The organism is Plantactinospora soyae, assembly GCF_014874095.1.
In the GTDB taxonomy this organism is placed as follows: Bacteria; Actinomycetota; Actinomycetes; order Mycobacteriales; family Micromonosporaceae; genus Plantactinospora; species Plantactinospora soyae.
In genome coordinates, this window is the sequence record NZ_JADBEB010000001.1 from 2,702,446 (window position 1) to 2,728,810 (window position 26,365).

The following is a 26,365-nucleotide window of genomic DNA, read 5'->3' on the forward strand; positions in this document are numbered from 1 at the left end:
ACACCCCTGGTCATGACCGGCGTGACCGGTGACGGCGCCGTGTCGATCCGGTCTCGGTTGATCCAGATCACAAGGAGATGGGTCGCGTGACTGGACGGATGGTCGTACTCTCCGGGCCGTGAGTGACGGGGACTACGGGCATCAGCCGCCGGCCGGATACCAGCCACCCGGCGGTTATCCGTCGCCGGCCGGATCCGAGCCGGCCGGTAGTTACCGAGCCTCCGGCGATGACCAGTCTCCGGACAGCTACCCGGCACCGGACAGCTACCAGCGGCCGGTCAGCGGCCCGCCGCCGCGCGAGTACCAGCCGTCCGCCGACGACCAGCCGGCCGGCGGCTACCAGCGGCCCGCCGGCTACCCGGCTCCGGGGGATCACCAGTCCCCAGGCGGCTACCCGGCTCCGGGCGGTTACCAGTCTCCGGGCGGTTACCAGTCCTCGGGAAGCTACCCAGCCCCGGGCGGCTACCAGTCCCCGGGCGGGTATCAGTCGCCCGCCGGTTACCCGGCGCCGGGCAGGTACCTCCCGCCCGGCAGCTATCCGCCGCCACCCGGTTATCCGCCGCCGCCCGGCTATCCGGCTCCGGGTGGCTATCCGCCGCCCGGCGGCTACCCGGGGCCGGGCGGTTATCCCGGTGCCGGTGGCCCGGTGCCGCCCGCCCGGCGCTCGTGGCGACCGTGGGTGGTGGTCGGGACGGTGCTCATGCTCCTGCTCTGCGCGACGCCGCTGGTTGCCGGGGCGGTCGTGCTCGCCCGGACCGACTCGGCGAAACCGGGCGCCGGGGCCGGCACGGCGGCGGCCAGCCCGGAGCCCGGTGACGCGCCCACCGTCACCCGGGACTGGCTCGGGGACCGGGTGATGGGCCTGCTCGACAAGCAGGCGGCCGCGTTGCTCGGCGGCGACGAGAACGGATACCTCGCGCTCGCCCAGGCGGGCACGCCGCTGTCACGGCAGCTCCGGCGGGAGTTCCGGACCCTGCGGACGATGAAGGTCACCAAGTGGCAGCCGGAGCTGCACGGCAAGCTGGTCCGGCTGGACGAGCCCGGCACCTGGCGGGCGGACCTCGTCGTCCAGCACTGCTTCGTGACCCCGGACTGCGAGCTCAACGAGATCACGATCGTCACCCGGTGGCGGGACGCGGCCGGCCAGCCGCAGTTGACCGCGATCGACCCGCCGAGCGGCCCGGACCGGCCACGTCCGTGGGAGACCGACGAACTGGTCGCGTCGATCGGCGACCGGACGCTGGTCGCCACGCCCCGGGCCTTCCGGGACCGGCTGCCCGAACTGCTGCGCGAGGCCGAGAAGGCGGCCAAGGTCGCCGACCGGTACGCGGTGGACGGCTCGCCGCCGGACCGGTACCTGATCTTCTACGCCGGCCCGAACGAGTGGAAGCTCTGGTACGGCGGCGACCGTCCGGAGTGGACCGCCGGCTACGCGGTGCCGGTCGGCGACGAGCAGTACGACCTGGTGCTCAACTCGAAGGGACTGGCCCCCGGCCAGTACGGCGATCTGATGCGGCACGAGTTGACCCACGCGTCCTCGCTCTCCGGCGCCGGCCGGATCGACGGCGACGCGTGGTGGCTGGTCGAGGGGGTGGCGGAGAACGCCGCGGCCGGTGGTCAGCCGGCGAACCGCTACCAGGGGTTGCGCGATGTCGAGCGGCTGGTCGACGCCGGTTGGGACGGCAAGCTCGAGGACGTGGCGCCGGACGACGAGTCGGAGGACTGGCAGGTCGGCGGCAGCTACGGGGTCGGCTACCTGGCGGTCCGGCACCTCGTCGACCGGTTCGGCGACGAGAAGGTGCTCAAGTTCTTCGAACTCGTGGTGCACGACGGCAGGTCGGAGACGGATGCCTCGCAGGAGGCGTTCGGCGTGGCCTGGACGACACTGCACGACGACTGCGTGGAGTACGTCCGCAAGACCGCCTCCTGACCGTGGCCGTCCCGCCGCCCGGGTCGGCCGTGGCTGTCCCGCCGCCCGGCTCGGCGGCGGGCGCCCGGTGCCGCGTCGGGACGGTGGCAGCCGTGGCGACGCCGTTCGAAGGGGCGACGGCGCAGCTCGCGGGGGTGGTACGGGCCTGCGCGTCGGGTCGTCCGGGCGCCCCGCACCTCGTACCATGGCGTCGTGCGCCGTGCCTCTCCGCCGCGCCTGTCCGCAGTAACGCGGCCCCGTCGACCAGTCACCTCCGCCACCCTGATCGCCGTCAGCGTCCTGTTCGGCCTCTCCGCCGCCTCGTGTGAGGAGGACGGCGACGTCGGGCTGGCCAGCGCCGAACGGACCAGCGTCGCCGAACTGGTCGACGCGTCGGCCAGCGTGACGGCGCGGGCCGCCGCCACGCTCAGCGCCCCCGCCGACGGCACGCTGACCGAGCTGCGGGTGAGCCCGGGTGATCGGGTGAAGTCGGGCCAGGTCCTCGCCGTCATCACCTCGCCCTCGGCCCGGAACCGGCTGGCCAAGGCCCGGCAGGCGCGCGATGCGGCCCGACGTGCGGGGCGGGGGATCGGCGGTGCCGGTGACCTGTCCCGGCTGCGCCGGGGCACCGACCGGGCGGCGGCACAGGCGTTCGACGCCGCCCGCAAGGCCGCCGACAATCTCACCGATCCGCGCCACCGGGCCGTACTGCTCGCCCAGGTCCGGGCCGCGCAGCGGCAGTACGAGGCGGCGTCCGAGGTCGCCGGGGATGCGGTCCGCGCCGTCCAGCGTGGCGTCGCCGGGCTGAACTCCGCCGTACGCGCGCTCTCCGAGGCGCAGCGGTTGCAGGCCGAGCAGGCGTACGACCTGGCGAAGGCGACGGTGGACGCACTCGTGCTGCGGGCGCCGATCGGCGGCGTGGTGCAGTTCGGCGGGCCCGCCCCGGCCGGCGGCTCCGGCTCAGCCGATGCGCTGGCCGGTCTGCTCGGGGCGACCGGTGGGCTCGGTGCACCGACCGGGATCGACCCGGCCGGGCTGCTCGGCGGCGGCACCCCGACCGCGCCCGTGGCCGGGGTGGACGGCGCCGTACCGGTCGGCGGGCGGGTGAGCGCGGGAACGGCCGTACTCACCGTGGTCGACCTGACCGACCTGGGGCTGGTGGCCGACGTCGACGAGACCGACGTGCTGCTGGTGACCGAGGGGGTGCCGGGGACGGTCGAACTCGACGCCGCTCCCGGCGCCACCTATCCGGCCGGGGTCCGTTCGGTCGACGTACTGCCGACCGCGTCCAGCAGGGGTGGCGTCTCGTACCGGGTACGGCTCTCGCTCGGCCCGGGGCGGTTCGCCGACGGGCGGGCCGCGCCCGCGCCACGACCCGGAATGAGCGCGGTGGTCCGGCTGCGGGTCCGGGAGGCCACGGACGCGGTGACGGTACCGGCGGCGGCGGTGCACTTCGCCGAGGGGCGGGACGCGGTGTGGCTGGTCCGGGACGGGATCGCCGAACGGGTGCCGGTCACGGTCGGCGTACAGGGGCAGGACCTGGTGCAGATCGTCAGCGGCGTACAGCCGGGCCAGCAGGTGGTGGTGACCGGAGCCGACCAGGTGCGTACCGGAGAGCGGGTGCGGTGAGCCGTCGCGAGGCGGAACCGGCGTCCGACCGGACCCGGGGCGGCCGGCCGGGGGTCGCCGTCGAGGCGGTCGAGCTGGGCCGGACGTACGACCTGGGCGGGACGTCGGTGGCCGCGCTGCGCGGGGTGTCGCTGACCATCGCGGCCGGCGACTACGTGGCGATAGTCGGGCCGTCCGGATCGGGCAAGTCGACGCTGATGCACCTGCTTGGCGGGCTGGACCAGCCGACCAGCGGCCGGCTCACGATCGGTGGCCGGGACGTGGCCACGCTGGACGCCGGGGAGCTGGCGACCCTGCGCAACGAGACGATCGGCTTCGTGTTCCAGTCGTTCCACCTGCTGCCCCGGACCTCCGCGGTCGACAACGTGGCGCTGCCGCTGGTCTACCGGGGAATCAGTGGCCGCCGGCGCCGGAACCTGGCAGCGGCGATGCTGGGCCGGGTCGGGCTCGGCCACCGGCTCGACCACCGGCCGAACCAGCTCTCCGGCGGCGAGCAGCAGCGGGTGGCGATCGCCCGCGCCCTGGTCACCGATCCGGTGGTGCTGCTCGCCGACGAGCCGACCGGCAACCTCGACAGCGGAACGGGCGAGTCGGTGCTGAGCCTGCTCGAAGACCTGAATGCCAGCTCAGGGGTGGCGCTCGTGCTGGTCACCCACGACCGGGAGGTCGCCGCGCGGGCGCGCCGGCAGATCGTTCTGCGGGACGGCGTCGTCGTCGTACCACCAGCCGACGATCCGGGTACGGCGACGGTCGTGCCAGCGGCACGTCGGGGGCCTGAGATAGTAGATCCCGCTCCCAGCGCGGAGCCCCGACGAGCGTCCGGAAGCGACTCGGGGCACCCGTTCGGTGGCTCCGGTGGCGCCACCGGAGCCACCGAACGCCGCGGGGAGAGCCCGGCCGCCGACGAGAGCTCGACCGAGGGCCCGGCCGCCGGGCAGCGGTGCGACCGGTCGACCGGCGCCGGCCCGGGAAGTGGGTCGTGAGGATCGCCGAGGCCTGGCGGGTCGCCCTGGACGCGCTCTCGGCCAACCGGCTGCGCAGCATGCTCACCATGCTCGGCGTGGTCATCGGGGTGGCCGCGGTGGTGGTACTGGTCGCCATCGGCACCGGCGCCAAGCGCGAGGTGGAGCAGCAGGTCGAGGGGCTCGGGTCGAACCTGCTCATCGTGGTGCCCGGCCGGATCGACTTCGGCGCGGCACCGGCGGTGTCCCGGCTCTCGCTGGCCGACGTCGAGGCGGTGAACCGGGTGGTCGGCGATCCGCAGCGGGTCGCGGTCACCGTCACCTCCGGCGAGACGGTACGCGCCGGCACCCGCTCCGCGTTCACCACCGTGCAGGGCGTGCTGGAGACCACGCCCCAGGTGTTCGTCCGGGAGCTGGACCGGGGCGCCTACCTGACCGGGTCCGACGTGGACACGTCCCGCCGGGTGGCGGTGCTCGGCGCGACGGTGGCGACCGCGCTCTTCGGCGACCGGGAGCCGGTCGGCCAGCAGGTGGCGATCGCGGGCGTACGGTTCCGGGTGGTCGGGGTCTTCGCTCCGCTCGGCCAGAGCCTGGGGGTGGACCGGGACGCCGAGGTGCACATCCCGGTGACCGCCGCGCACCGGCTGTACGGCACCCAGCGGATCGACGGGATCGCGGTCAAGGCCCCGGACCGGGAGAAGATCTCCGAACTCGGCGACCGGATCGTCGCTGAGTTGTCCCGCCGGCATCCCGACACCGAGTTCAGCGCGGTGACCCAGGAGCAGATTCTCGGCGTACTCGGGGACATTCTCGGGGTGCTGACCGGCGTACTGGCCGCGATCGCCGGGATCTCGCTGCTGGTCGGCGGCGTCGGCGTCTCCAACATCATGCTGGTCTCGGTACGGGAGCGGACCCGGGAGATCGGCCTGCGCAAGGCGGTCGGAGCCCGGCCCCGGGACATCGGGATCCAGTTCCTGCTGGAGGCGGTGTTGCTGACCGCCCTGGGCGGGGTGCTCGGGATGGCGCTGGGCGTCGGCGCCGCGTTGCTGGTGTCGGCCCTTTCCCCGGTGCCGGCCGCCGTCACCTGGTGGTCGTTGGCGCTCGCGTTCGGGGTCTCGGCGGCGGTCGGGATCGTCTTCGGGGTGGTCCCGGCGCAGCGGGCCGGGCGGTTGGACCCGGTAATCGCCCTCCGTGCCGAATGACCTCGAATGTGCCGTGGTCACCCGTTCCCACCCGGCGCGCAGATGTCCAGGGATGATCAATTGCCCGAAGGGATCGCGCCGGTCACAGCCGTCCCGTTACCGTACTGGTAACACGCGCGTAGCCCGCCGCGGCGCGGAAGCATCCCACCGGGCGGCACGCGCCGGGGATTGGAATGGGTTGGTGAGCCATGGCAGGATCACCACAGTCCGACGGCCGAATGCCGGAGGTCAGGTTCCTGACCGTCGCCGAGGTGGCGACGCTCATGCGGGTGTCGAAGATGACGGTCTACCGGCTCGTGCACTCCGGCGAGCTGACGGCGGTCCGGGTGGGTCGGTCGTTCCGGGTGCCCGAGCACGCCGTGCACGAGTACCTGCGCGGTGCCTTTCAGGAGACCGCCTGACGGCTGAGCAGGTGTCGGGTCGTCGACCGGGGGCTGGCGACCCGGCCCGTGCGACGCTCTGGACGCCGCCGGAACGCGGTGCCGGGCCGGTCTCCCGGACGTCCCGGGAGGCTTGTCCAGGGGGCGCGTTCGTCCGGCTGATGGCCGAGGGCTAGTCTGGATCGCGGCCGTGGCCACGTGCCGGTGTGTGTGACTGCCCACCGTGCCGGTCCGGTCCGTTGTCCAGCTCGGTTATCGGCGACACCCGCGGGTGTCGCCGATCCGTCCAGCACGTCGCACCAGAAGGGCTGTCGTATGGGCTCGGTGGTCAAGAAGCGCCGCAAGCGTATGGCCAAGAAGAAGCACCGCAAGCTGCTGCGCAAGACCCGCGTCCAGCGTCGCCGTCTCGGCAAGTGACCCTGGCCGGGCTCCTGCCCGGCCAGCGGTGACGCCGGTCAGCTGTCGACCTTCGGAGGCCCACGTGACGACGTCGCGGCGGTCCGGGCCCGGCCCGGGTCGGTCCGTGCGGAGCGCGAGGTGACCCCCGGTAGCACCCCTGGTGCTCCGGGGGTGGTCGTGGTGACCGGGGTCAGCCGTTTCCTCGGGGCGCACGTCGCGGCCCGACTCGTCGCCGATGACCGGATAGGCCGGGTCGTCGGCCTCGATGCGCATGATCCGGCGCCCGAGTTCGCCCCGCTGCTCGACGGCGTGGAACGGGTCCGGGCCGACGCCGGCTCGGTGGGCACCATTATCGACGAGCTGGGCGCCGACGCCGTCGTGCACTTGGCGCTGGTCACCGCCGCGGATCCGCAGCAGGGCGGCCGGGCGGCGATGAAAGAGCAGAACGTCATCGGCACGATGCAGCTCCTCGCCGCCTGCCAACGGGCGCCCCGGCTGCGCAAGCTGGTCGTCCGGTCGTCGACCGCCGCCTACGGCGCCTCGTTCCGGGACCCGGCCGTCTTCACCGAGGACACCGAACCCCGGGCGGTGCCGCGCGGCGGGTTCGCCCGGGACATCCTCGACATCGAGGGGTACGTCCGCGGGTTCCGACGGCGTCGTTCCGACGTCACCGCCACGGTGCTGCGGTTCGCGCCGCTGATCGGGTCGATGGCGAACACGACCCTCACCCGCTACTTCGCCCAGCCCTTCGTGCCGACCGTCCTCGGGCGTGACCCACGGTTGCAGTTCGTGCACGTCGACGACGTGCTGGAGGTCCTGCACCGGTCGGTGGTGGAGGAGCACGCCGGGACGTACAACGTGGCGGGTTCCGGGGTACTCGCCCTCTCCCAGGCGATCCGCCGGGCCGGTCGGGTCGCCGTACCGGTGGTGGAGCCGGGGCTCTCCGGTGCCGCCGGGCTCGCCCGGGTGCTCGGCTTCGGGCGGTACGGCCTCGACCAGGTCGACCTGTTCGTGCACGGCAGGGTGGTCGACACCACCAGACTGATCAGCGAATACTCCTTCACCCCGCGCTCCACCGCCGCCGCGTTCGACGACTTCATCTCCAGTCACGGCGACGGCACCGTGCTCGGTCCGGAGCAGCTGCGGCGGGCCGAGCAGATGATCATGGACGGGATCCGGCACACCCGGGCCACGGTTCGGGACCGGATCGGTCAACTCGGAGCGACCGAGGAACGCGGCGCCGCGCAGCGGAGCGAGGCGGATCATGAGTGACGACGGCACCGGTGGCGGTCGGAACTCGGCGGACCGGGCCGGGCGGCTCGGCGTACCGCCGAAGGACGACGCGACGGACCTGGACCGGCCGGCGCGGCGCAACGGACACGTGCCGGGGCCGGTACGCCCGGCGGTGACCGACCGGCCCGGCGACGTCTGGGACCAGCGGGTCGCGGCCGGACTGGCGTTCCTGCGCCGGCGGCTGTCCGGCCAGTACGAGGTCGACGAGTTCGGCTTCGACCCCGAGCTGACCGAACAGGTCTTCCATCCGGTGCTGCGGCGGCTCTACCGCGACTGGTTCCGGACCGAGGTCTTCGGCGTGCAGAACCTGCCGGTCGACGGTGCCGGACTGGTGGTCGGCAACCATTCCGGAACGGTCGCGATGGACGCGATGGTGCTCTCTGCGGTGCTGCACGACCAACACCCCCGGCACCGCTTCCTACGCCTGCTCGGTGCCGACCTGGTCTTCCGGATGCCGGTGGTCTCCGAGCTGGTACGCAAGAGCGGCGGCACGGTGGCGTGTAACCCCGACGCGGAGCGCCTGCTGGGCCGGGGTGAACTGGTCGGCGTCTTCCCCGAGGGCTTCAAGGGCGTCGGCAAGCTCTACGCCGACCGCTACAAGCTGCAACGCTTCGGCCGGGGCGGATTCGTCTCCGCCGCGTTGCGCACCGGTACGCCGATCATCCCCGTCGCGATCGTCGGCGCCGAGGAGACGTACCCGATGCTCGCCGACATCAAGCCGCTGGCCCGGCTGCTCAAGCTGCCGTACTTCCCGCTGACGCCGACCTTCCCGTGGTTGGGCCCGCTCGGGGCTGTGCCGCTGCCGAGCAAGTGGCTGATCGAGTTCTGCCCGCCGATCCCGACCGACCATCTGGTCGACTCCGCCGACGATCCGCTGGTCGTCTTCAACCTGGCCGACCAGGTACGGGAGACCATCCAGCAGACCGTGCACAAGTTGCTGGAGCAGCGCCCCGACCCGTTCGGCCCCTGATCCCGGCGCCGCCGGCCGGGAGCAGTGCGATCAGGGGTCAGCCCGATCAGCCGCGACCGGCGACCGTCACCTGGTCTGCCAGCGCCGTCGCATGGCGAGGCCGGCGGTCACCGCACCCGCCAGAGCACCGGCGGCGACGGTCGACGGTACGGCGATCCTGGCCGCCTTCCGGCCGGTCCGGAAGTCGTACACCGACCAGCCCCGGTCCCGGGCGACCCGGAGCAGGGCGCCGTCCGGGTTGATCGCGACCGCCCGACCGACGGCGGAGAGCATCGGAAGATCATTGGCGGAGTCGCTGTACGCGGCGCACCGGTCGAGGTCGAGGCCTTCCACCGTGGCGAGCTGCACCACCGCGTCCGCCTTGGCCGGCCCGTGCATCAGGTCGCCGACGAGGCGGCCGGTGTAGACACCGTCGTGGATCTCGGCGACCGTGCCGATCGCGCCGGTGAGCCCGAGTCGGATCGCGATGACCCGGCCGATCTCGACCGGGGCCGCGGTGACCAGCCAGACCCGCTGCCCGGCGTCCAGGTGCTGCTGGGCCAGGGCCCGGGTGCCGGCCCAGATCCTCGGGGCCATCAGCTCGTCGAAGATCTCCTCGGTGAGTCGTTCGACGTCCTCGACCCGCCAACCGGCCACGAACGCCAGCGCCGCCTCCTTGGCCTGCGACATGTTGCCGGCGTGCTCGGTGGCGAGTACCCGGAACCGCAGCTGCTGCCAGGCGAACCGGACCAGGTCGGAGGTGGTGAAGTAGTTCCGGGAGGCCAGGCCGCGGGCGAACCAGTAGATGGAGGCGCCCCGCATCACCGTGTTGTCGACGTCGAAGAAGCCGGCGGCACCGTCGTCGGCGGGACCGGCCGGTACGGGCAGCGTGGTGTCCAGCCCCGTCGACGACCAACCCGCGGTGTGGCCGTGTTCGTCGGTGCTGACCGTCACCTTGCGGGTGCGGGCCACGCGGAGACCTCCTCGCTGATGCTGTACACACAGCGAGGGTAGCCGGAGTCGCGGGGGCGCACCTGGCGTCCGGGCCGACGGGTGGGCCGGACCTGGTGCGGGTCCGTACCAGCGGAAGGGGTCAGCCGCCGGAGCGGTGTGCCGGATCGGCCGGCCGGTCCCGTACGGCCGGCTGTTCCTGGCTCGGCGAGGGCGCGGAGGTGCGGCTCGGGGTCGTACGCTCCGGCGCCCGTGGCGGCTCGTTCGGGCCACGACCGCTGGTGTTCTGCTCCTCGGCTGGCGCAGGCACGGGGTCCACCGCGTTCCGGCTGACCGGGCAGGCGCGGGGCAGCGGTCCGATCAGATCGGCCCGGCCGGTGGCACCGGCACGGCAGGCCAGGGCGTCGCGGAGCCCGTCCGACCGGCGCTGTACGGAGTCGAGCAGCCGGAGCGAGTCGTTGGCCCGCTCGCGGGTGGCCCGGGTGGTGCCCTCGAACAGCCTGCCGACCTGGGGACGCTGCTGCCGGACGAAGGCGTCGACGGCGTCGAGCGCGGCCGGGTCCCGGCGCTGGACCGCCGCTGTGGTGAGCAGCTTGATGCCCTGCTGGGTGTCGGCGTCCATGTCGTCGAGGACGGCGGAGAAGCCGTAGCTCTGCCCGCCGACCGCCGCCGCCTCGGCGAGCCGGGTGCGGGCGAAGTCGAGGAAGAGCTGGCCCCGGCTGAGGTCGGAGCTGGCGAGGGCCAGTTGGGCGCGCTCGGTGTGCCGCTTCATGCCGTACAGCGCGTCGCCGGGTACCGCATTCTCGCTGGCGGCGGACATCCCGGAGACCGCGATCGCGCCGATCGCGACGCCGACCACGATCGCGCCACGGGCCCTGGCCCGGGTCCGGGTGCCGGGATCACGGAGTGCGGGCCGACCGACGGCGCGGCCGGCCCGGGCCGCTGCCGGTCGGGCGCCGTCCTCGGTGATCGGCTCGGCGGTGGCGGTGGCCCCGATCCCCTCGCGTTCGGCGGTGGCGACCAGCATGGCCCGCAGGCCGGCCCGGAAGTCGGGATCGACCTCGACGGTGGAGCGGACGTCCTGGAGCCGTTGCCCGATCGCCACAGGTTCGGCGAGATCGCTGTCGACTCGGGTGCGGATGTGGTGACGACGGGCACCGTTCGCTTCGTCGAGTAGTTGCGCGAAGCGCTCGGCGCGCTGGCGGTAGAACGATTTCCAACTCACCGCCGACACCTCCCTTCGCTGGTCGCGACGCCGCGGTCGGCGTCGTCGCCGTCCGGGTGCGACGGTGGCTGACGCAGGATCAGGCTGCGGCATCCGCAGCCGGATCAACGATCCGACCAACCGACCGGCCGGAGGGAACCCGGGGCAACTACCGGTCGCACCGGGACAAACGGTCGGCGGGGTCGACCGGTTACGGGCACCGGCGGGTCAATACTACGAAGAGTGAGCGGTGTCACCTGGCTGTCCCGGCGGCTGCGGAGCGCTTCACGGCTGGAACCCGTCCGGCAGCAGCCGGGCCAGGGCCCGTACCGCGCGGTACTGCAGAGCCTTGATCGCGCCTTCGTTCTTGCCCATCGCCCGGGCCGTCTCCGCGACCGAGAAGCCCTGTAGAAACCGCAGAACGATGCACTCCTGCTGCTCGGGGTTGAGCTGCTTCACGGCGGTCAACAAGGCGACATTCGTGATGTGCTCGACGACGGCCGCCTCCGGACTTCCCTCCGGTCCACGATCCTCGCGGTCCGCATCCAGTACGTCACCCGTAGTAACTTCCAGGCGGTAGCGACCGGACTTGAAGTGGTCCGCGACCAGGTTCCGGGCGATGGTGACCAGCCAGGCCCCCAGGTCCCGGCCCTGCCAGGTGAAGCTGCCGATCCGCTTCAGCGCCCGGAGGAAGGTGTCCGAGGTCAGGTCCTCGGCGAGCTGCCGGTTGCCGACCCGGAAGTAGACGAACCGGAAGACGGTGTCCACGTACCGGTCGTAGATCAGTCCGAACGCCTCGGGCTCGCCAGCCTGGGCCCGCTCGACCAGCGCCCAGACCTCACGGGCCGGATCGGACGGGTCGGGACGGTCCGGATAGCCGGTCGGGGACCCGCCGCCGGAGCCGGTCGACTTCTCGGTCGCCGGCACGATCGGCAGGATCGCCGTCTCGGTGTCCGGACTGTCCGGTCTGGACCCGGTCTCGGCCGGCGCGGGCGTGGACCCCGGCTGGGCCGGCATGGTTGGCCTCGCGGGGCTGGCCACCCGGCCCCCGACCGGTCTGGCATTGCCGCCCGGGGTGTTCTGCCGGGTCGGCGTCTCGTTCGGATGTGGCCGGTTTCGGGTGCGTTTGGACCCCCCGTCGCCCCGTACCGCCAGGCTCAACATGTCGTCCATGGACACCCGCATGTCGCCCATGGACGTGCGAAGCTGGTTCAGCCCCTCGGTGAGGGCGAAACGGGCGTTACGCACCTGGCCTCGGGCTGTGTCGTCGAGGTATCCGTATGTGCTCACTGGACCTCCCCGGCCGGCCGGGGCCGCGGGGCCGGTTGCCGGGGCCCGCCCGCGGTGCTGGCGGTACCCCCGCCGGGATCGGTGCGATCCGACTCGACGGTTCCGGGGTGCGCCGTACGACGGCACACGCCCCACAGCTGCTGGTGCAGTGCTCTGACAGGCACGGCGGCCTCCTCGGGCTGAGGGGTGTCGACTCACGTCAAAAGGGGTGAGCCGACCCGAGTGATGATAGGGCCAACGTCACCCTTGCGCGGCAAGTCCGTTACACAGAGCCAAAGTATTTCCCGAAAGACACCCGTTAGGGCGCACCGGATGTGCGTTGTCAGATCCCGGACAATGCTAAGTCGGACGCCCTGAGCAGGGAAAATGTCCAAACACGCCAGATGGCGGCGCGCCTTGGGCGTGCCGCTGCGTATGTGCTAATGGGTAGCCACCTGGTCCTGTGGCTGGTATTGCGAAACCCGTTACGGTCTCGTGGACGGTACCGCGACAATGCTCCGAAGTCGAGAAAATCCCGTGAGGGCCACCCGTCCGCTGTGGTCCGTACGACGAGTCCGGGATGGTCGGTTGTGCGACCGTTGGAACGACGGCCGATACGACCACCCGAGCGACGCGCCACTGTGTCAGACTCAGCGACCGTGCAGGATGGAGCGAGCACCCCGGCCCAGCCGCCCGCCGTCACCCTCGCCGACCGGGTACGCCTGGCCGCCACCACACGGAGCGGCCAACCTGCCCTCGTCTGGCCCGACGGCACGCTGAGTTGGGGTGAACTGGATCGGGCGGTGGACCGGGTCGCCGACGCACTCCGGAGCCGGACCGACGGGCCGAGCGCCGGACATCCGGCCCGGATCGCCATCGCGTTGGCCAACTCACCCGACTTCGCGGTCGCGTTCTTCGGCGTCCAGCGGGCCGGGCTGGTGGCCGTACCGGTCAATCCGGCGCTGACCGGGCCGGAACTGCGGCACATCCTGGCGGACTCGGGGTCGACGGTACTGATCTGTACCGAGCAGGTGGCGGCGACGATCGCCGCGATCGCCGCCGAACTGCCGGCGCTGGCCGAGGTGCACACCACACTGCCGACCACCCCGGACCCCGCGAGCGGGGCCGCGCGGGGGCCCGCCGACCGGCCGATCGGGCAGCCGGCGGGCGAAACCACGCGGGTGCCCGCCGACCGGCCGATCGGGCAGCCGGCGAGCGGGACCACGCGGGTGCCCGCCGAGCCGGCCGACCGGCCGATCGGGACGGACCCGGAGGCGGTGGCGGTGCTGCTGTACACCTCCGGCACCACCGGCAGGCCCAAGGGCGCGATGCTGTCCCACCGGGCCCTGCTGGCCAACCACGAGCAGATCGACCGGATCGAACCGTCGGTGGTGGGGCCGGACGACCGGGTGCTGCTCGCCCTTCCGCTGTTCCACGCGTACGGGTTGAACGCCGGGCTGGGCGCGGTGGCGTACCACGGGGCGTGTGGCGTGCTCGTCGACCGGTTCGACGCGGCGGGCGTACTGGAGGTGGTGGCGCGGCAGCGGGTCAGCGTGCTGGTCGGCGTACCGTCGATGTTCCTCGGTTGGGTTCTGCTGCCCGACGCCCCGGCGGCGGCCGGTGTGTCCGTCGGGTCGGCGCTGCGCACGGCCATGGCGTCGGTACGGGTCGCCATCTGCGGCGCGGCTCCGCTGGCCGTCGGCGGCGCGGCCCGGTTCGCCGAGGCGACCGGACGGCAGATCCAGGTCGGCTACGGGCTGACCGAGACCGCGCCGGTGCTGACCTCCACGTTGGCCGGTCCGGCGTCGAAGCCGGGCTCGATCGGCCGGCCGATTCCGGGCGTCGAGCTGCGGCTGGTCGGTCGCGACGGCGAGGTTCTCTGGCGGGACGGCTCCACCGCCGACCCCGAGGACGCCGGAGCCGACAATGGGGACAATGAGGACGATGGGGACGACCTCGACCTTGCCTTCTCCTCGCCCGGCACCGACCCGGGCGAGATCGTGGTACGCGGCGCCAACCTCTTCTCCGGCTACTGGCCGGACGGGCACGACGGCCCGGACACCGACGGCTGGTGGCGGACCGGCGACATCGCCTACGCCGACGTCGACTCCGACCTCTTCCTGGTCGACCGGCTCGGCGAGCTGATCCTGGTCAACGGGTTCAACGTGTACCCGCAGGAGGTCGAGCGGGTGCTGGGCAGCCATCCCGAGGTGGTCGAGTCGGCGGTGCTCGGCGTACCGCACCCGCTGGCCGGCGAGGCGGTCGTCGCGTACGTCGTCAGGGCGCCCGGCGCTGCGGTCTCGGCCGCCGACCTGTCCCGGCACTGCGCCGCCAGCCTGGCCAGGTTCAAGTGCCCGAGCAGGATAGAGTTCGTCGGGTCCCTGCCGCTCTCCGCGATCGGCCGGGTGCGCAGGTCGATACTTCGGGAGTCGGGGGGCAGTGGTGACGAGTGAGCCGAGGCTGACCCTGATCACCCGCCCCGGCTGCCATCTCTGCGAGGTGGCCAAGGAGGCCGTCGACCGGGTGGTGGCGGTCACCGGGGACCGGTGGACCGAGGTGGACGTCACCGGCGACCTCGACCTGGAGCGGGAGTACGGCGACCGGCTGCCGGTCGTACTGCTCGACGGCCGTGAGCACGGCTACTGGCGGGTCGAGGAGGACCGGCTGCTGCGGGACCTGACCGCCGTACGCGACTGAGCCGCCCCCGCCGCGTATCGTGCTCGGATGCGTGACCACCTGGTATGGGACTGGAACGGCACCCTGCTCAACGACCTGAGCCTGGTCGTCGCCTCCACCAACGTGGCGCTGGCCGGTGCCGGCGGGCCGGCGGTGACGGCGGAGGAGCACCGGACGCAGTTCCGCCGCCCGATCGCGGACTACTACGCCGAAGTGCTCGGCCGGGTGCTGGACGCCGAGGAGTTCGGCCGGCTCGACAAGATCTTCCACGACGCGTACCGGATCGGGCTGGCCAGTTGTGAGCTGGCGGCCGACGCCGTCACCGCGATCCGGTCCTGGCCCGGCTCCCAGTCGCTGCTGTCCATGTGGTTCCACGACGAGCTGGTCCCGACGGTCGACAGGTACGGCCTGACCACCATGTTCCGCCGGGTCGACGGGCTACGGGGCACGGTGGGTGGCGAACGGAAGGCGGAGCACCTGGCCCGGCACCTGACGGCGTTCGGTGTCGAGGGTCCGACGACGGTCCTGATCGGCGACTCGATCGACGACGCCGAGGCCGCCGACTCGGTGGGTGCCCGATGTGTCCTCTACACCGGCGGTTTCACCGATTCGGCCCGGCTGCGCGCCAGCGGCTGGCCGGTCGCCGACTCGCTCAGCGAAGCGGTCGAGCTGGCCGCGAAGCTGGACTGAGTCATGACCGGGCCGGCCGCGAAGTGGGGGCGGGACCGCCGGACGGGTCAGCCGCGCAGGTAGGCGAGCACCGCCAGCACCCGTCGGTGCTGTTCCTCGTCCGGCGGCAGTTGGAGCTTGGTGAAGATGTTCCGGACGTGCTTCTCCACGGCGCCGTCGCTGACCACCAGGGCCCGGGCGATGGCGGTGTTGGACCGGCCCTCGGCCATCAGCGAGAGCACCTCCCGCTCGCGCGGGGTCAGCTCGCGCAGCGGGTCGTCGCGGCGCCGCCGGACCAGCAGCTGGCCGACCACCTCGGGATCGAGCACCGTGCCCCCGGTGGCGACCCGGCGCAGCGCGTCGAGGAACTCGTCGATCGCCGCCACCCGGTCCTTGAGCAGGTAGCCGATGCCGCCGCCACCGGCGCCGCCGGGCTTGACCGTGGCGAGCAGGTCGTCGGCGTACGACACCTCGACGTACTGCGAGAGGACCAGGATCGGGGTCCGGGGCACCAGCCGCCGGGCCTCCACCGCAGCCCGCAGTCCCTCGTCGGTGTGCGACGGCGGCATCCGTACGTCCACGATCGAAACGTCCGGGCGATGGGCGACGATGGCCTCGACCAGTGTCGTACCGTCACCGACGGCTGCCACCACCTCGTGGCCGTGCTCGGTCAACAGGCGGACCAGGCCCTCCCGGAGGAGGACCGCGTCGTCGGCGATCACTACACGCATGCTGCTGTCTACCATCCCGCGAGCTTCCACGGGGCGGGGGTACGGCGTCGGGGTCACCTCAGCGGGGCCGCCGACGGGCGGGACGGTCTCGGGAACCGGCTGGCTCGGGCCGGTCAACTCGACCCAGCTCGCCAGCTCGGCCCGGTAGGTCAGCTCCGCGCGGTAGGTCGGCCTCAGCATGGCAGGTCGGCCCTGATCTCGGTCGGCCCACCGGTCGGGCTGAGCACACTGAGGGTGCCGTCGTTGGCGCGTACCCGGTCGGCGAGACCGGCCAGGCCGTGCCCCTTGGACAGGTGGGCACCGCCCTCGCCGTCGTCGATCACCACGATCCGCAGCGTCCGGTCGGCGCGGGTGACCGTCAGCCAGCACTCGGTGGCCCGGCTGTGCTTGGCGACGTTGGTGAGCGCCTCGGCCACCACGAAGTAGGCGGTGCTCTCCACCGCCGGGTCGGGCCGGCCGTCCCGGGTTCCGAGCTGCGGGTCGACGGTGAGGTCGATCGGGATCAGCCCACGGCCGGCGAGGGCAGCGAGGGCGCTGGGCAGCCCTCGGTCGACCAGGATCGGCGGCGCGATGCCCCGGGAGAGCGCGCGCAGTTCGGCGAGGGTGTCCCGGGTCTGGGTGAGGGCCTCGTCGAGGGTCTGCCGGGCCGCCTCGGGGTCGGTGGTGAGCTGCTGTTGGGCCCGGCTGAGGTCCATGGCGAGCCGGACCAGCCGCTGCTGCGGCCCGTCGTGGATGTCCCGCTCCAGCCGGCGCAGCGCGGTGGCCTCGGCCGAGACCGCGGCCCGCTTCTGCTCCTCCAGCACGGTGATCCGGTTGCGCATCTCCGCGACCCCGGTGAGCAGTGCCCGGCCGAACGAGGCCTGCATCATGGCGCAGCCCCGTACCACCACCGGCAGGGTGATCAGGAAGAACACCCCGAGCGCGGTGTTCAGCCCGATCCGGGCGACCGGGGTGTCGCCGAGCCCGAGCAGTTCGTGCAGTCCCTCGTCGTTCGGGCCGGTCGGCAGGGTCCAGTCGTACGCCCAGTAGAGGGAGCCGCCGATGGCGCCGGCCCACCAGGTGACCGTGATCGCGAAGGTGCCGATCGCGATGATCAGCTTGAGGACGCCGTGCGCCAGATCGAGCCAGGACTGGCCGTCGGTGATCGGTACGAAGATCCGCCGCCACGCGCTGGCACCCGGTTCGATGGTGCGGTAGTTCGGGCGTACCCGGGGCTGGTGGAGCACCGCCGGCATCCGCAGCCGTTCGATGTCGGCGAAGCTGCGGGCCGCGTAGAGGGTGCCGGCGAGGATCGGCAGCCCGGTGACCGTGACCATCATGCCGGTGCTGAGCGCGAATCCGACGATCAGGACGATGAAGCTGGCCAGGGCGAGGGGGAGGCCGAGGAGTACGTAGCCGGAGTCGATGGCGAGCTGGCGCAGGACGCTGCGGCTGGTGCCCGGCTCGGCGCCGGCGCCCACGGCGGTGGCGGTGGTGGTCATGTTCTCGACGCTAGGCATCTGCGTGGTCGGTCCCCATCCCATCGGCTGGCCTCTTTCCGGTAGGGCTGTCCCCACCAGGAGAGGCGTCCCGGCCCTCGTCGTCGGCGGCCCGCCGGCGGCGGATCCTGGCCGGCCGCCGGGGCGGCACGGCGGCCGGAATCCGGGCCTGGAAATTCGGTGGCCGGTTCCGATTGTGGCGGAAGAAAGATGACAGGCCCAAACGAAATCAGTACGGCGCCGAGATTGCTGACCCTGGTGGGAAGGTCCGGCCGATCGGCGGCGAGCCAGTGGCGAGTTGGCTAGATAAGTCGGACTTGCGCAATAATCGCCGGGGCGACTCCGGATGGGTCGCCGACTGATCTTGTAAGGGGAGGTACAGGTGAGGCGTTATCGCGATCTATCAAGATCGCGATTTGTGCGTGTCTTCACAAGCGCCTACTCTGTTACTCCGACGAGCCCTGCTAGCACAGCCGGTCACAGCGGTCGCGAGCGGGTGTCCCGAAACGACCCGCCGATCCGGTTGGTCGAGGATCGCATTGCACGGAGTCGCATGAGTCAGCACCGCCCCGTAGGCACGCCCGGCCGAGCCGGTGCTGTGCCGGCGCTTCCGGATCTTCCCGAGGCGACGGTCGCCAGGCTCCCGGAATACCTTCGTGCCCTGCACAATCTCGCCGAAACCGGGAACGACACGGTTTCCAGCGAGGAGTTGGCCGCGGCGGCCGGAGTCAACTCGGCCAAGCTACGCAAGGACCTCTCCCAACTGGGCTCGTACGGCACCCGGGGCGTCGGCTACGACGTCGCGCTGCTGATCGACCAGATCGAGTTCGTGCTCGGGCTGACCCAACGCCGGGCCGTCGCCCTGGTCGGAGTGGGTAATCTCGGTCACGCCCTGGCCGGTTACGCGGGCTTCGTCAGTCGGGGATTCCGGATCGCCGCGCTCTTCGACGCCGACCCCGCCCGGGTGGGCGAGGAGATCAACGGCCTGGTCGTCCAGCACATCGACGTGTTGCCCCGGGTGGCCGCGCAGGAGTGCATCGCGATCGGGGTGATCGCCACTCCGGCGGCCGCCGCGCAGAGCGTCGCGGACCAACTCGTCGCCGCCGGGGTGACCAGCATCCTCAACTTCGCACCGTGCGTACTCGCGGTGCCCGACGGGGTCGACGTGCGCAAGGTCGACCTCGCCATCGAGTTGCAGATCCTCTCCTTCCACGAGCATCGCAAAGCGGCGCTGACCGGCCTGCCGGCCGCCTCCGGACCGGGGCTGCCCCCCGCCGGTGGCGGACTGGCCACGCCGAACGGTGCGCTCGGCGGCTCGGCGGGAGCGGGTCTGACGGCCCTGCCCGGCGGACTCGCGGCAACCGGCACCACCGAGCCCGCGCCCACCGGATCGCTCCGGTCGACAAATGCGGAGGCGGTCGGATCATGAACCTGCTCGTCGTCGGTGCGTCGCATCGCACCACCCCGGTCGCCACGCTGGAACGGCTGGTCGTCGGCACCACCGAACTGCCCGGCATCCTCGAACGCCTGCTCGCCCAGCCGTACATCGGCGAGGCCGTCGTCGTCTCGACCTGCAACCGGGTCGAGGTGTACGCCGCGGTCACCGGTTTCCACGGCGGGCTGGGGGACATCTGCGCGGTGCTCGCCAGCCACGCCGGCTCCGCTCCGGGCGAGTTGGCGAACAACCTCTACGTGCACTACGACGGCGCGGCGGTCGAGCACGCCTTCCGGGTCGCCGCCGGGCTCGACTCGATGGTGGTCGGCGAGGCGCAGATTCTCGGCCAGATCCGGGACGCCTACCACGTCGCGAGCGAGGCGGACGCGCCCGGCCGGCTGCTGCACGAGCTGATGCAGCAGGCCCTCCGGGTCGGAAAGCGGGCGCACTCCGAGACCGACATCGACCGGGCCGGCCAGAGCGTCGTCACGGCCGCGCTCGACCTGGCCGGCACACACTTCCCCGGTGGTATCGAGGGGCGTCGGGCGCTGGTGGTCGGCGCCGGCTCGATGGGTGCGCTGGCCGTGGCCACGCTGTCCCGGCGGGGTGCCGGGCCGGTAGGGATCAGCAACCGGGGTGCCGACCGTGCCCTCCGGCTGGCCGAGGCGTACGGCGCGACGGCGGTGCCGATCGCCGACCTTCCGAGCGCCCTTTCCACAGTGGACATAGTAGTCGCCGCGACCGCGTCGATCGAGCCGGTCCTCACCCGGGAGACGGTCAGCCGGGCGCTGCGGCAACGCGCCGCCGATCGGCCCGATCCGCTCGTCCTGCTCGACCTCGCGGTCCCCCGGGACATCGAGCCGAGCATCGCCGAGCTGCCCGGCGCAGTGGTGATCGACATCGACGGACTCGCCGCGGCCCAGCCGATCGGCCCGGCCGCCGCCGACACCGCCGCCGTCACCCGGATCGTCGGTACCGAGGTGGAGACGTTCCTGACCTGGCTGCGCGGCGCGGACGTCGCGCCGACGGTGGCCGCGTTGCGGGCCCGCGCCGACGAGGTGGTCACCGCCGAGCTGCGCCGGCTCGCCCAGCGCCGGCCGGACCTGACCGACGACCAGCGGGCCGAGGTGAGCCGCACCGTGCACCGGGTGGTCCAGCGCCTGCTGCACTCGCCGACCGTGCGGGTACGCCAGCTCGCCGCCGAGCCGGGCGGCGACCAGTACGCCGCGCTGCTCCGCGAGCTCTTCGATCTTGAGGTGCCGGTCACCTCGCAGGCCGACACCGTGCCGGATCTGGCCGCCGCCGAACTGGCCGCCGTGCCCGGCGCGAACCGGATGTCCGGTCTCGCCGGACTGCCCGGTCTCGCCGAGCTGCCGAGCCTGGGTGGCCAGGGAGACATCGGCGGCCCCGCGCAGCGGGCCCCGGTACCCCGACAGCAATCGGGAGGAGAACGATGAGCGAGCGATTTGGGTGGAGCGGGGTGGACTCGTGACCGCACTACGTCTGGGCACCCGGGGGAGTGCCCTGGCGCTCGCCCAGTCCCAGGGAATAGCCGACGCGCTCCGGGCGACGACCGGCCGCGAGGTCGAGTTGGTGGAGGTGGTGACGGCCGGCGACCGGTCGAGCGCCCCGGTACACCGGCTGGGCGTCGGAGTGTTCGTCTCGGCGTTGCGGGACGCGATGGCCGCCAAGGAGATCGACTTCGCGGTCCACTCGTACAAGGACCTGCCCACGGCCATCCAGGCCGGGCTGCACATCGCCGCCGTACCGCCCCGGGAGGATCCGCGGGACGCGCTGGTCGCCCGGGACGGCCGTACCCTGGCCGAGCTGCCATCCGAGGCGACCGTCGGCACCGGTGCGCTGCGCCGGATCGCCCAGTTGCACGCGCTCGGGCTCCAGCTCACGGTCGTCCCGATCCGGGGCAACGTCGACACCCGGGTCAAGCGGGTGCTCGGGCCGGAGGCGGACCTCGACGCGGTGGTGCTGGCCCGGGCCGGGCTGGCCCGACTGGGCCGGGCCGCCGAGATCACCGAGACGATCGACCCGATGCTGATGCTGCCCGCGCCGGCTCAGGGCGCGCTCGCGGTGGAGTGCCGGGCCGACGACCATGACCTGATCGAGCTGCTCTCCGTACTCGATCATGCTCCGACCCGGGCCGCGATCACCGCGGAACGGGCGTTCCTCGCCACCCTGGAGGCCGGGTGCAGTGCGCCGGTCGCGGGGTACGCCGAACTCGCCGAGGGCGACGACGGCGATGAGATCTATCTGCGCGGGGCGGTGATCAGCCCGGACGGTTCTCGTGACATCCGGCTGTCCCGCACCGGTACGCCCGCCGAGGCGACGGAGATCGGTAAGGCACTCGCCGCCGAACTCCTTGAGCTCGGCGCCGACTCGATCCTCGGCACGCCTACGGAATCCGGCGCGAGGACCCAGCATCTTGGAGCTACAGAATGATCGGCACCCGTAAGCCCGCAGGCCGGATCGCGTTCGTCGGGGCTGGACCCGGCGATCCGGGTCTGCTGACCCGTCGGGCGCATGACGCGCTGGTCGACGCGGACCAGGTCGTGTACGACCGCAGCGTCCCCGAGGCGCTGCTGAACGTCGTACGCGCCGAGGCGAAGGACGATGCGCAGTTCAGCCCGGCCGAGGGGGCGCCGGGTGACGTGGCCAAGGTGCTGCTCTCGGCGGCCCGGTCCGGCCTGAGCGCGGTACACCTGGTGGCCGGCGACCCGTTCGGACACGAGGCCGTGGTCAAGGAGGTGCAGGCGGTGGCGCGTACCGCCGTGCACTTCGAGGTGGTGCCGGGCGTCGGACAGGCCGAGGGAGTGGCCACCTACGCCGGGGTTCCGCTGGCCGGGGTACGGACCGCCGCCGACGTGGACGACGTCGCCGCGATGGACTTCGAGGCGCTCGCCGCCGCCGTCGCCCGTGGCTCGCTGGCGCTGGCGGTCGACGCCGGTGACCTGGCAGCGGTTCGGGACGGGCTGCTGGCGGTCGGCGTCGACGGCTCGACCGCGGTCGCGGTGACCGGTGACGGCACCGGTGAGACGCAGTACACCACCACCTCGACGGTGGACAGCTTCGTGGCCGCCGCGCTCGGCTTCACCGGCCGGGTGGTGCTCACCCTCGGCACCGGGGTCACCCACCGGGACAAGCTGAGCTGGTGGGAGAACCGTCCGCTGTACGGCTGGAAGGTGCTCGTGCCGCGGACCAAGGAGCAGGCCGGGGTGATGAGCGCCCGACTGCGCGAGTACGGCGCGATCCCGTGCGAGGTGCCGACCATCGCGGTCGAGCCGCCGCGTACCCCGGCCCAGATGGAGCGGGCCGTCAAGGGTCTGGTCGACGGCAGGTACGCCTGGGTGATCTTCACCTCGGTGAACGCGGTCCGCGCGGTCTGGGAGAAGTTCGGCGAGCACGGATTGGACGCCCGGCACTTCGGCGGGGTCAAGATCGCCTGTATCGGTGAGGCGACTGCCGACGCCGTACGCGCGTTCGGTATCCAGCCGGAGCTGATCCCGGCCGGCGAGCAGTCCTCGGAGGGCCTGCTGGCCGAGTTCTCGCCGCACGACGAGATCCTCGACCCGGTCGGCCGGGTACTGCTGCCCCGCGCCGACATCGCCACCGAGACGCTGGCCGCCGGGCTGACCGAGCGGGGCTGGGAGGTCGACGACGTGACCGCCTACCGGACCGTCCGGGCGGCGCCGCCGCCGGCCGAGATCCGGGACGCGATCAAGTCGGGCGGCTTCGACGCGGTCCTGTTCACCTCCTCCTCGACCGTGCGGAACCTGGTCGGCATCGCCGGCAAGCCGCACGCCCGTACCGTGGTCGCGGTGATCGGCCCGAAGACGGCGGAGACCGCCACCGAGTTCGGCCTGCGGGTGGACGCCCAGCCGGCGCACGCCTCCGTGCCGGACCTGGTGGAGGCGCTGGCGTCGTACGCCGTGGAACTTCGGGAGAAGTTGGCAGCAATGCCGGCCAAGCAGCGCCGGGGCTCGAAGGTGCAGGGCCCGACGGCGCTGCGGTTCCGGTAGTCGGGCGCCGCCGCCGGCCGTCGTGCGGCATCCTTGGACGTGTGGCAATCGGTTGACGGGCGGCATCCGCAGCCCCTCAGAAGGAGTGGTCATGTCCTACCCAGAGGTCCGTCCGCGTCGACTGCGCCGGTCCCCGGCGGTCCGCCGGCTGGTGGAGGAGACCCGGGTCGCCCCGGCGGAGCTGGTGCTGCCGATGTTCGTCAAGGAAGGGCTCGCCGAGCCGAGGCCGATCGCCTCGATGCCCGGGGTGGTACAGCACTCCCGGGAGTCGCTGCGTAAGGCGGCGGCCGAGGCGGTGCATGCCGGCATCGGCGGCATCATGCTGTTCGGGGTACCGACCGACAAGGACGAGACCGGCTCCGGCGGAATCGACCCGGACGGCATCCTCAACGTCGCGATCCGGGACGTGATCGCCGAGGTCGGCGACGCCGCGGTGGTGATGAGCGACCTGTGCCTGGACGAGTTCACCTCGCACGGGCACTGCGGGCTGCTCGCCCCGGACGGGACGGTGGACAACGACGCCACCCTGGCCGCGTACGCCCAGATGGGGATCGCCCAGGCCGAGGCCGGGGCACACATGGTCGGGCCGTCCGGAATGATGGACGGGCAGGTCGGCGTGGTCCGCCGGGCGCTGGACGCCGCCGGTCACTCCGACACCGCCATCCTGGCGTACGCGGTGAAGTACGCCTCCGCCTTCTACGGCCCGTTCCGGGAGGCGGTGGAGTCGTCGTTGCAGGGCGACCGGCGCACCTACCAGCAGGACCCGGCCAACCTGCGCGAGTCCCTCCGGGAGGTACGCCTCGACGTCGCCGAGGGGGCCGACCTGGTGATGGTCAAGCCGGCCCTGCCCTACCTCGACGTGGTCGCCGCGGTACGGGACGAGGTCGACGTGCCGGTCGCCGCCTACCAGATCTCCGGCGAGTACTCGATGGTCGAGGCGGCCGCGGCCAACGGCTGGATCGACCGTGACCGGGCCGTGCTGGAGACCCTGACCTCGATCCGTCGGGCCGGTGCCCAGATCATCCTCACCTACTGGGCGGTCGACGCCGCCCGGATGCTCCGCGAGCGCTACTGAACGCTCAGGTCGCTGTTCGCCAGGTAGAACGCCTCGAACGGCTCGGCACCGACGTCCCCGCCTGAGTCGGCGAGGGGTTCGGCGGCGGTGGGCTCAGCCGGAGGCGTCGAGCCGGTGCACCAGCTCGGCCACGTCCACGCCGTACTCGTACCACTCCCGGTCGTCCTGGAACCCGAGGTCGGCGTTGACCGCCCGCATCGGCTCGTTGGCCAGGGCGTTCCAGGTCTGCACCTCGGAGAGCTTCGGCTCGGCCGAGCGCAGTTCGAAGAGCATCCGGGCCTTCATCGCCCGGTCGATGCCGTAGCCCCGGTGCTCCTGGCCGACGATGGTGTCGTACTGGTCGGCGCGGGTCGGGTGCTGGGCCGGCACGACGACCTCGGTCAGGCCGGCGACGACACCGGTCTTCTCCTCGATCGCCATCACGATGTACGGCTTCATCCCCCGCCGGTGCAGGCACCCGAGGCTGTCCCGCAACCGCTGCGGATCGTACGAACTCGGGCGCAGGTCCAGGTCGCCGTCGTCGACGTCCCGTACCTCGGCCTTGGCCATCGCGTACGCCTCGATCAGGTCGTCCGGCGGCCCACCCGGGCAGAACTCCAGCCGGTAGCCCGTGCCGATGCCCTGGGCCATGTCGCCGAGGGCATCCCAGTCCACCGTGGACAGCCGTAGGACGCTGCGCGCCTCGACGTACTCCTGGGCGAAGCCGAGGCTCTCGTAGAAGGCCACCGCCGGAGTACGGCCGATGACCTCGACGCCCATCAGCCGGAAGCCCTCCTGGTACGTCCGCCGGGCCGCCGTGGCGATCAGCTTGCGGCCCAGGCCCTGGCGTCGGGCGGCCGGATGCACCATCACCTCCAGCACGCCGATGTCACCCAGCAGCAGTACGTGGATGTGCCCGAGGATGCGGCCCGGCTGCCCGTCGGCCGAGGGGTCCTCCTGGACGACCCAGGAGATGCGGCGCTCGCCGGGCATCACCTCGCAGAGGTATTCCCGGAGCAGCCCGTTCTCCCACTGCGGATCCTCCGGAAGGTCGGCCGCGAAAACCGCGTTGATCGCGTCCAGGAACGACTCGATCTCGGCGGCCGGGGCGGTCCGGGGATCCCACTCGCGCACCATCACCCGTCTAGCTTGCCGTTAACCGCAGCCTGGCGAAAGTGCCCAGTTCTTCAATGTACCGGGGCCATTACGCTAAGTTCTGCTGTCCGTGCCGTACTTGTTGGCCGTGTCGAAGACGGATTGGGCATATGGCCGCACGTCATTGTAGGAAAGGATGGCGTTCCACCAGTCCGAGGCGACCGACAGGTTGCGGCCGCCCTTGCACAGATAGTTACCGGCAGCCAAGGCCGCGTCGTCGATGCTGTGCGGGTTCTCCACGCCGTCGCCGTCGGCGTCGGCCCCGTCCTGGGCCCAGGTGGTGGGGATGAACTGCATCGGACCGACCGCTCGGTCGTACGTGGCGTCGTCGTCGAGCCGGCCGTCCTCGGTATCCATGATCCGCATTCGGCCGCCGTTGCCGTCCAGCGGCAGTCCGATGATCTCCGGAGCCGCCACCCCGTTCGCCCCCAGGACGGCCCCGTTGGCACTTCCGTGGCCGGATTCGACCCTTCCGATCGCGGCCAGCGTGGTCCAGCGCAGTGCGCAACCGGGCATCGACTGGCCGAGGCGCATTTCGGCGTAGCCGTACGCCTGCATGGCCACCGCCGGGACGCCGACCCGGCTGCCCACCTGACTCGCCCAGCCGGCCAGAACGTCGGACGGGCGCCCGCCGACCGCGTTCCAGGGGGGCACCGGCACGGTCGGGGTGCCCAGCGGCGGCATGTTCGGCAGGCCCGAGGGCAGGCCGCCGGGGTTGGCGGTGAATCCGGGCCCGCCCAGCTCGGGCAGCGGGGTGCTCGACGTGGCCGTCGCCTCGACCGCCCGGGGGGCCCGCGCGGTCGCCGGAATCAGGAAGGCGCCCGCCGCAGCGGTCGCCGCGACCAGGGCGAACAGCAGCAGCGCGGGGAGGGTGAGCCGGCCACTGGGGCGCCGGGACCAGGCCCGTACCGACCGTGCGGTCGTCCGGGGCGACGGCCAGTGGTGCACCGCGTGTGCGAACCGTACTCGGATCCGGCGGTTCACCCCGG

General features: G+C 72.4%; 20 protein-coding genes and 3 pseudogenes. 16 read left to right on the forward strand and 7 right to left on the reverse strand.

Features of this window, described 5'->3' with window-relative positions:
- Positions 1 to 118 precede the first annotated feature (118 nt).
- The 8 genes and pseudogenes from H4W31_RS12105 to H4W31_RS12140 all read left to right on the forward strand — a co-directional run bounded on the left by H4W31_RS12105 (position 119) and on the right by H4W31_RS12140 (position 8,744).
- On the forward strand, positions 119 to 1,930 hold the full coding sequence (locus tag H4W31_RS12105) for a chromosomal replication initiator protein DnaA (protein WP_225945499.1): 1,812 nt from the start codon (positions 119 to 121) through the stop codon (positions 1,928 to 1,930).
- Positions 1,931 to 2,122: 192 nt separating this feature from the next.
- The gene (locus tag H4W31_RS12110; RefSeq protein WP_192766754.1) at positions 2,123 to 3,538 is read left to right on the forward strand and encodes an efflux RND transporter periplasmic adaptor subunit; all 1,416 of its coding nucleotides are present in this window, start codon (positions 2,123 to 2,125) and stop codon (positions 3,536 to 3,538) included.
- On the forward strand, positions 3,535 to 4,521 hold the full coding sequence (locus tag H4W31_RS12115) for an ABC transporter ATP-binding protein (protein WP_192766755.1): 987 nt from the start codon (positions 3,535 to 3,537) through the stop codon (positions 4,519 to 4,521). The genes H4W31_RS12110 and H4W31_RS12115 overlap by 4 nt, the downstream gene beginning before the upstream one ends.
- A complete protein-coding gene (locus tag H4W31_RS12120; protein ID WP_192766756.1) occupies positions 4,518 to 5,702 on the forward strand; it encodes an ABC transporter permease in 1,185 nt (394 codons plus the stop codon). The genes H4W31_RS12115 and H4W31_RS12120 overlap by 4 nt, the downstream gene beginning before the upstream one ends.
- A gap of 188 nt (positions 5,703 to 5,890) precedes the next feature.
- Positions 5,891 to 6,103, forward strand: a complete 213-nt coding sequence (locus tag H4W31_RS12125) for a helix-turn-helix domain-containing protein (protein WP_192766757.1) — start codon at positions 5,891 to 5,893, stop codon at positions 6,101 to 6,103.
- Between the two features lie 294 nt (positions 6,104 to 6,397).
- A complete protein-coding gene (locus tag H4W31_RS12130; protein ID WP_007465623.1) occupies positions 6,398 to 6,499 on the forward strand; it encodes a 30S ribosomal protein bS22 in 102 nt (33 codons plus the stop codon).
- A gap of 120 nt (positions 6,500 to 6,619) precedes the next feature.
- A pseudogene (locus H4W31_RS12135) lies at positions 6,620 to 7,687 on the forward strand (NAD-dependent epimerase/dehydratase family protein); the annotation flags it as partial.
- 58 nt (positions 7,688 to 7,745) lie between these two features.
- Positions 7,746 to 8,744, forward strand: coding sequence for a lysophospholipid acyltransferase family protein (locus tag H4W31_RS12140; protein WP_192766759.1), 999 nt, complete (start codon positions 7,746 to 7,748; stop codon positions 8,742 to 8,744).
- Positions 8,745 to 8,810: 66 nt separating this feature from the next.
- On the opposite strand, the gene H4W31_RS12145 is transcribed toward H4W31_RS12140, so the two are convergent.
- The 3 genes and pseudogenes from H4W31_RS12145 to H4W31_RS12155 form a co-directional block, all read right to left on the reverse strand.
- Positions 8,811 to 9,695, reverse strand: a complete 885-nt coding sequence (locus tag H4W31_RS12145; protein ID WP_192766760.1) for an HAD family hydrolase — start codon at positions 9,693 to 9,695, stop codon at positions 8,811 to 8,813.
- Between the two features lie 304 nt (positions 9,696 to 9,999).
- Positions 10,000 to 10,899, reverse strand: a pseudogene (locus H4W31_RS12150) (DUF5667 domain-containing protein); the annotation flags it as partial.
- A 264-nt stretch (positions 10,900 to 11,163) separates the two neighbouring features.
- Positions 11,164 to 12,051: an ECF subfamily RNA polymerase sigma factor, BldN family gene (locus H4W31_RS12155; RefSeq protein ID WP_225946473.1), complete on the reverse strand. Its 888-nt coding sequence runs from the start codon at positions 12,049 to 12,051 to the stop codon at positions 11,164 to 11,166.
- A 755-nt stretch (positions 12,052 to 12,806) separates the two neighbouring features.
- Between H4W31_RS12155 and H4W31_RS12160 the strand changes: the two genes are divergently transcribed.
- From H4W31_RS12160 to H4W31_RS12170, 3 genes are read left to right on the forward strand one after another with little or no spacing between them, the layout of a single operon-like run.
- The gene (locus tag H4W31_RS12160; protein ID WP_318783145.1) at positions 12,807 to 14,600 is read left to right on the forward strand and encodes an AMP-binding protein; all 1,794 of its coding nucleotides are present in this window, start codon (positions 12,807 to 12,809) and stop codon (positions 14,598 to 14,600) included.
- Positions 14,590 to 14,844, forward strand: a complete 255-nt coding sequence (locus tag H4W31_RS12165; RefSeq protein WP_192772038.1) for a glutaredoxin family protein — start codon at positions 14,590 to 14,592, stop codon at positions 14,842 to 14,844. Before H4W31_RS12160 ends, H4W31_RS12165 begins: the two co-directional genes overlap by 11 nt.
- Before the next feature lie 27 nt (positions 14,845 to 14,871).
- On the forward strand, positions 14,872 to 15,513 hold the full coding sequence (locus tag H4W31_RS12170; RefSeq protein WP_192766762.1) for an HAD family hydrolase: 642 nt from the start codon (positions 14,872 to 14,874) through the stop codon (positions 15,511 to 15,513).
- A gap of 47 nt (positions 15,514 to 15,560) precedes the next feature.
- On the opposite strand, the gene H4W31_RS12175 is transcribed toward H4W31_RS12170, so the two are convergent.
- Together H4W31_RS12175 and H4W31_RS12180 are read right to left on the reverse strand one after the other, a co-directional pair.
- The gene (locus tag H4W31_RS12175) at positions 15,561 to 16,223 is read right to left on the reverse strand and encodes a LuxR C-terminal-related transcriptional regulator (protein WP_192772039.1); all 663 of its coding nucleotides are present in this window, start codon (positions 16,221 to 16,223) and stop codon (positions 15,561 to 15,563) included.
- 173 nt (positions 16,224 to 16,396) lie between these two features.
- The gene (locus H4W31_RS12180; protein WP_225945500.1) at positions 16,397 to 17,704 is read right to left on the reverse strand and encodes a sensor histidine kinase; all 1,308 of its coding nucleotides are present in this window, start codon (positions 17,702 to 17,704) and stop codon (positions 16,397 to 16,399) included.
- A 550-nt stretch (positions 17,705 to 18,254) separates the two neighbouring features.
- Here H4W31_RS12180 and H4W31_RS12185 point away from each other — a divergent pair.
- From H4W31_RS12185 to hemB, 5 genes and pseudogenes are all read left to right on the forward strand, one after another.
- Complete coding sequence (locus H4W31_RS12185; protein ID WP_192766764.1) at positions 18,255 to 19,130, forward strand: redox-sensing transcriptional repressor Rex; 876 nt, start codon at positions 18,255 to 18,257, stop codon at positions 19,128 to 19,130.
- Positions 19,127 to 20,527, forward strand: a pseudogene (locus H4W31_RS12190) (glutamyl-tRNA reductase); the annotation flags it as partial. The gene H4W31_RS12185 and the pseudogene H4W31_RS12190, both read left to right, overlap by 4 nt.
- Positions 20,528 to 20,624: 97 nt before the next feature.
- Positions 20,625 to 21,590 carry a hydroxymethylbilane synthase gene (hemC, locus tag H4W31_RS12195; RefSeq protein WP_192766766.1) on the forward strand — a complete coding sequence of 322 codons (966 nt, stop codon included), beginning with the start codon at positions 20,625 to 20,627 and terminating at the stop codon, positions 21,588 to 21,590.
- The gene (locus H4W31_RS12200) at positions 21,587 to 23,167 is read left to right on the forward strand and encodes a bifunctional uroporphyrinogen-III C-methyltransferase/uroporphyrinogen-III synthase (protein WP_192766767.1); all 1,581 of its coding nucleotides are present in this window, start codon (positions 21,587 to 21,589) and stop codon (positions 23,165 to 23,167) included. The genes hemC and H4W31_RS12200 overlap by 4 nt, the downstream gene beginning before the upstream one ends.
- A gap of 91 nt (positions 23,168 to 23,258) precedes the next feature.
- On the forward strand, positions 23,259 to 24,242 hold the full coding sequence (gene hemB, locus H4W31_RS12205) for a porphobilinogen synthase (protein WP_192766768.1): 984 nt from the start codon (positions 23,259 to 23,261) through the stop codon (positions 24,240 to 24,242).
- 93 nt (positions 24,243 to 24,335) lie between these two features.
- Here hemB and H4W31_RS12210 read toward each other — a convergent pair whose 3' ends face one another.
- The gene (locus H4W31_RS12210; RefSeq protein ID WP_192772040.1) at positions 24,336 to 25,358 is read right to left on the reverse strand and encodes a GNAT family N-acetyltransferase; all 1,023 of its coding nucleotides are present in this window, start codon (positions 25,356 to 25,358) and stop codon (positions 24,336 to 24,338) included.
- A gap of 72 nt (positions 25,359 to 25,430) precedes the next feature.
- Positions 25,431 to 26,360 (reverse strand): lytic transglycosylase domain-containing protein, encoded by a 930-nt coding sequence (locus H4W31_RS44195; RefSeq protein ID WP_404825580.1) that lies wholly within the window; start codon positions 26,358 to 26,360, stop codon positions 25,431 to 25,433.
- Positions 26,361 to 26,365: the final 5 nt, after the last annotated feature.

What these genes read in the sequence shown, in the direction of transcription:
- H4W31_RS12125 (WP_192766757.1), top strand. Translation starts at nt 5,891, where the DNA reads ATGGCAGGATCACCACAGTCCGACGGCCGAATGCCGGAGGTCAGGTTC.
- H4W31_RS12130 (WP_007465623.1), top strand. Translation starts at nt 6,398, where the DNA reads ATGGGCTCGGTGGTCAAGAAGCGCCGCAAGCGTATGGCCAAGAAGAAG.
- H4W31_RS12140 (WP_192766759.1), top strand. Translation starts at nt 7,746, where the DNA reads ATGAGTGACGACGGCACCGGTGGCGGTCGGAACTCGGCGGACCGGGCC.
- H4W31_RS12155 (WP_225946473.1), bottom strand. Translation starts at nt 12,051, where the DNA reads ATGGACGACATGTTGAGCCTGGCGGTACGGGGCGACGGGGGGTCCAAA.
- H4W31_RS12170 (WP_192766762.1), top strand. Translation starts at nt 14,872, where the DNA reads ATGCGTGACCACCTGGTATGGGACTGGAACGGCACCCTGCTCAACGAC.
- H4W31_RS12175 (WP_192772039.1), bottom strand. Translation starts at nt 16,223, where the DNA reads ATGCGTGTAGTGATCGCCGACGACGCGGTCCTCCTCCGGGAGGGCCTG.
- H4W31_RS12180 (WP_225945500.1), bottom strand. Translation starts at nt 17,704, where the DNA reads ATGACCACCACCGCCACCGCCGTGGGCGCCGGCGCCGAGCCGGGCACC.
- H4W31_RS12185 (WP_192766764.1), top strand. Translation starts at nt 18,255, where the DNA reads ATGAGTCAGCACCGCCCCGTAGGCACGCCCGGCCGAGCCGGTGCTGTG.
- H4W31_RS12200 (WP_192766767.1), top strand. Translation starts at nt 21,587, where the DNA reads ATGATCGGCACCCGTAAGCCCGCAGGCCGGATCGCGTTCGTCGGGGCT.
- hemB (WP_192766768.1), top strand. Translation starts at nt 23,259, where the DNA reads ATGTCCTACCCAGAGGTCCGTCCGCGTCGACTGCGCCGGTCCCCGGCG.
- H4W31_RS12210 (WP_192772040.1), bottom strand. Translation starts at nt 25,358, where the DNA reads ATGGTGCGCGAGTGGGATCCCCGGACCGCCCCGGCCGCCGAGATCGAG.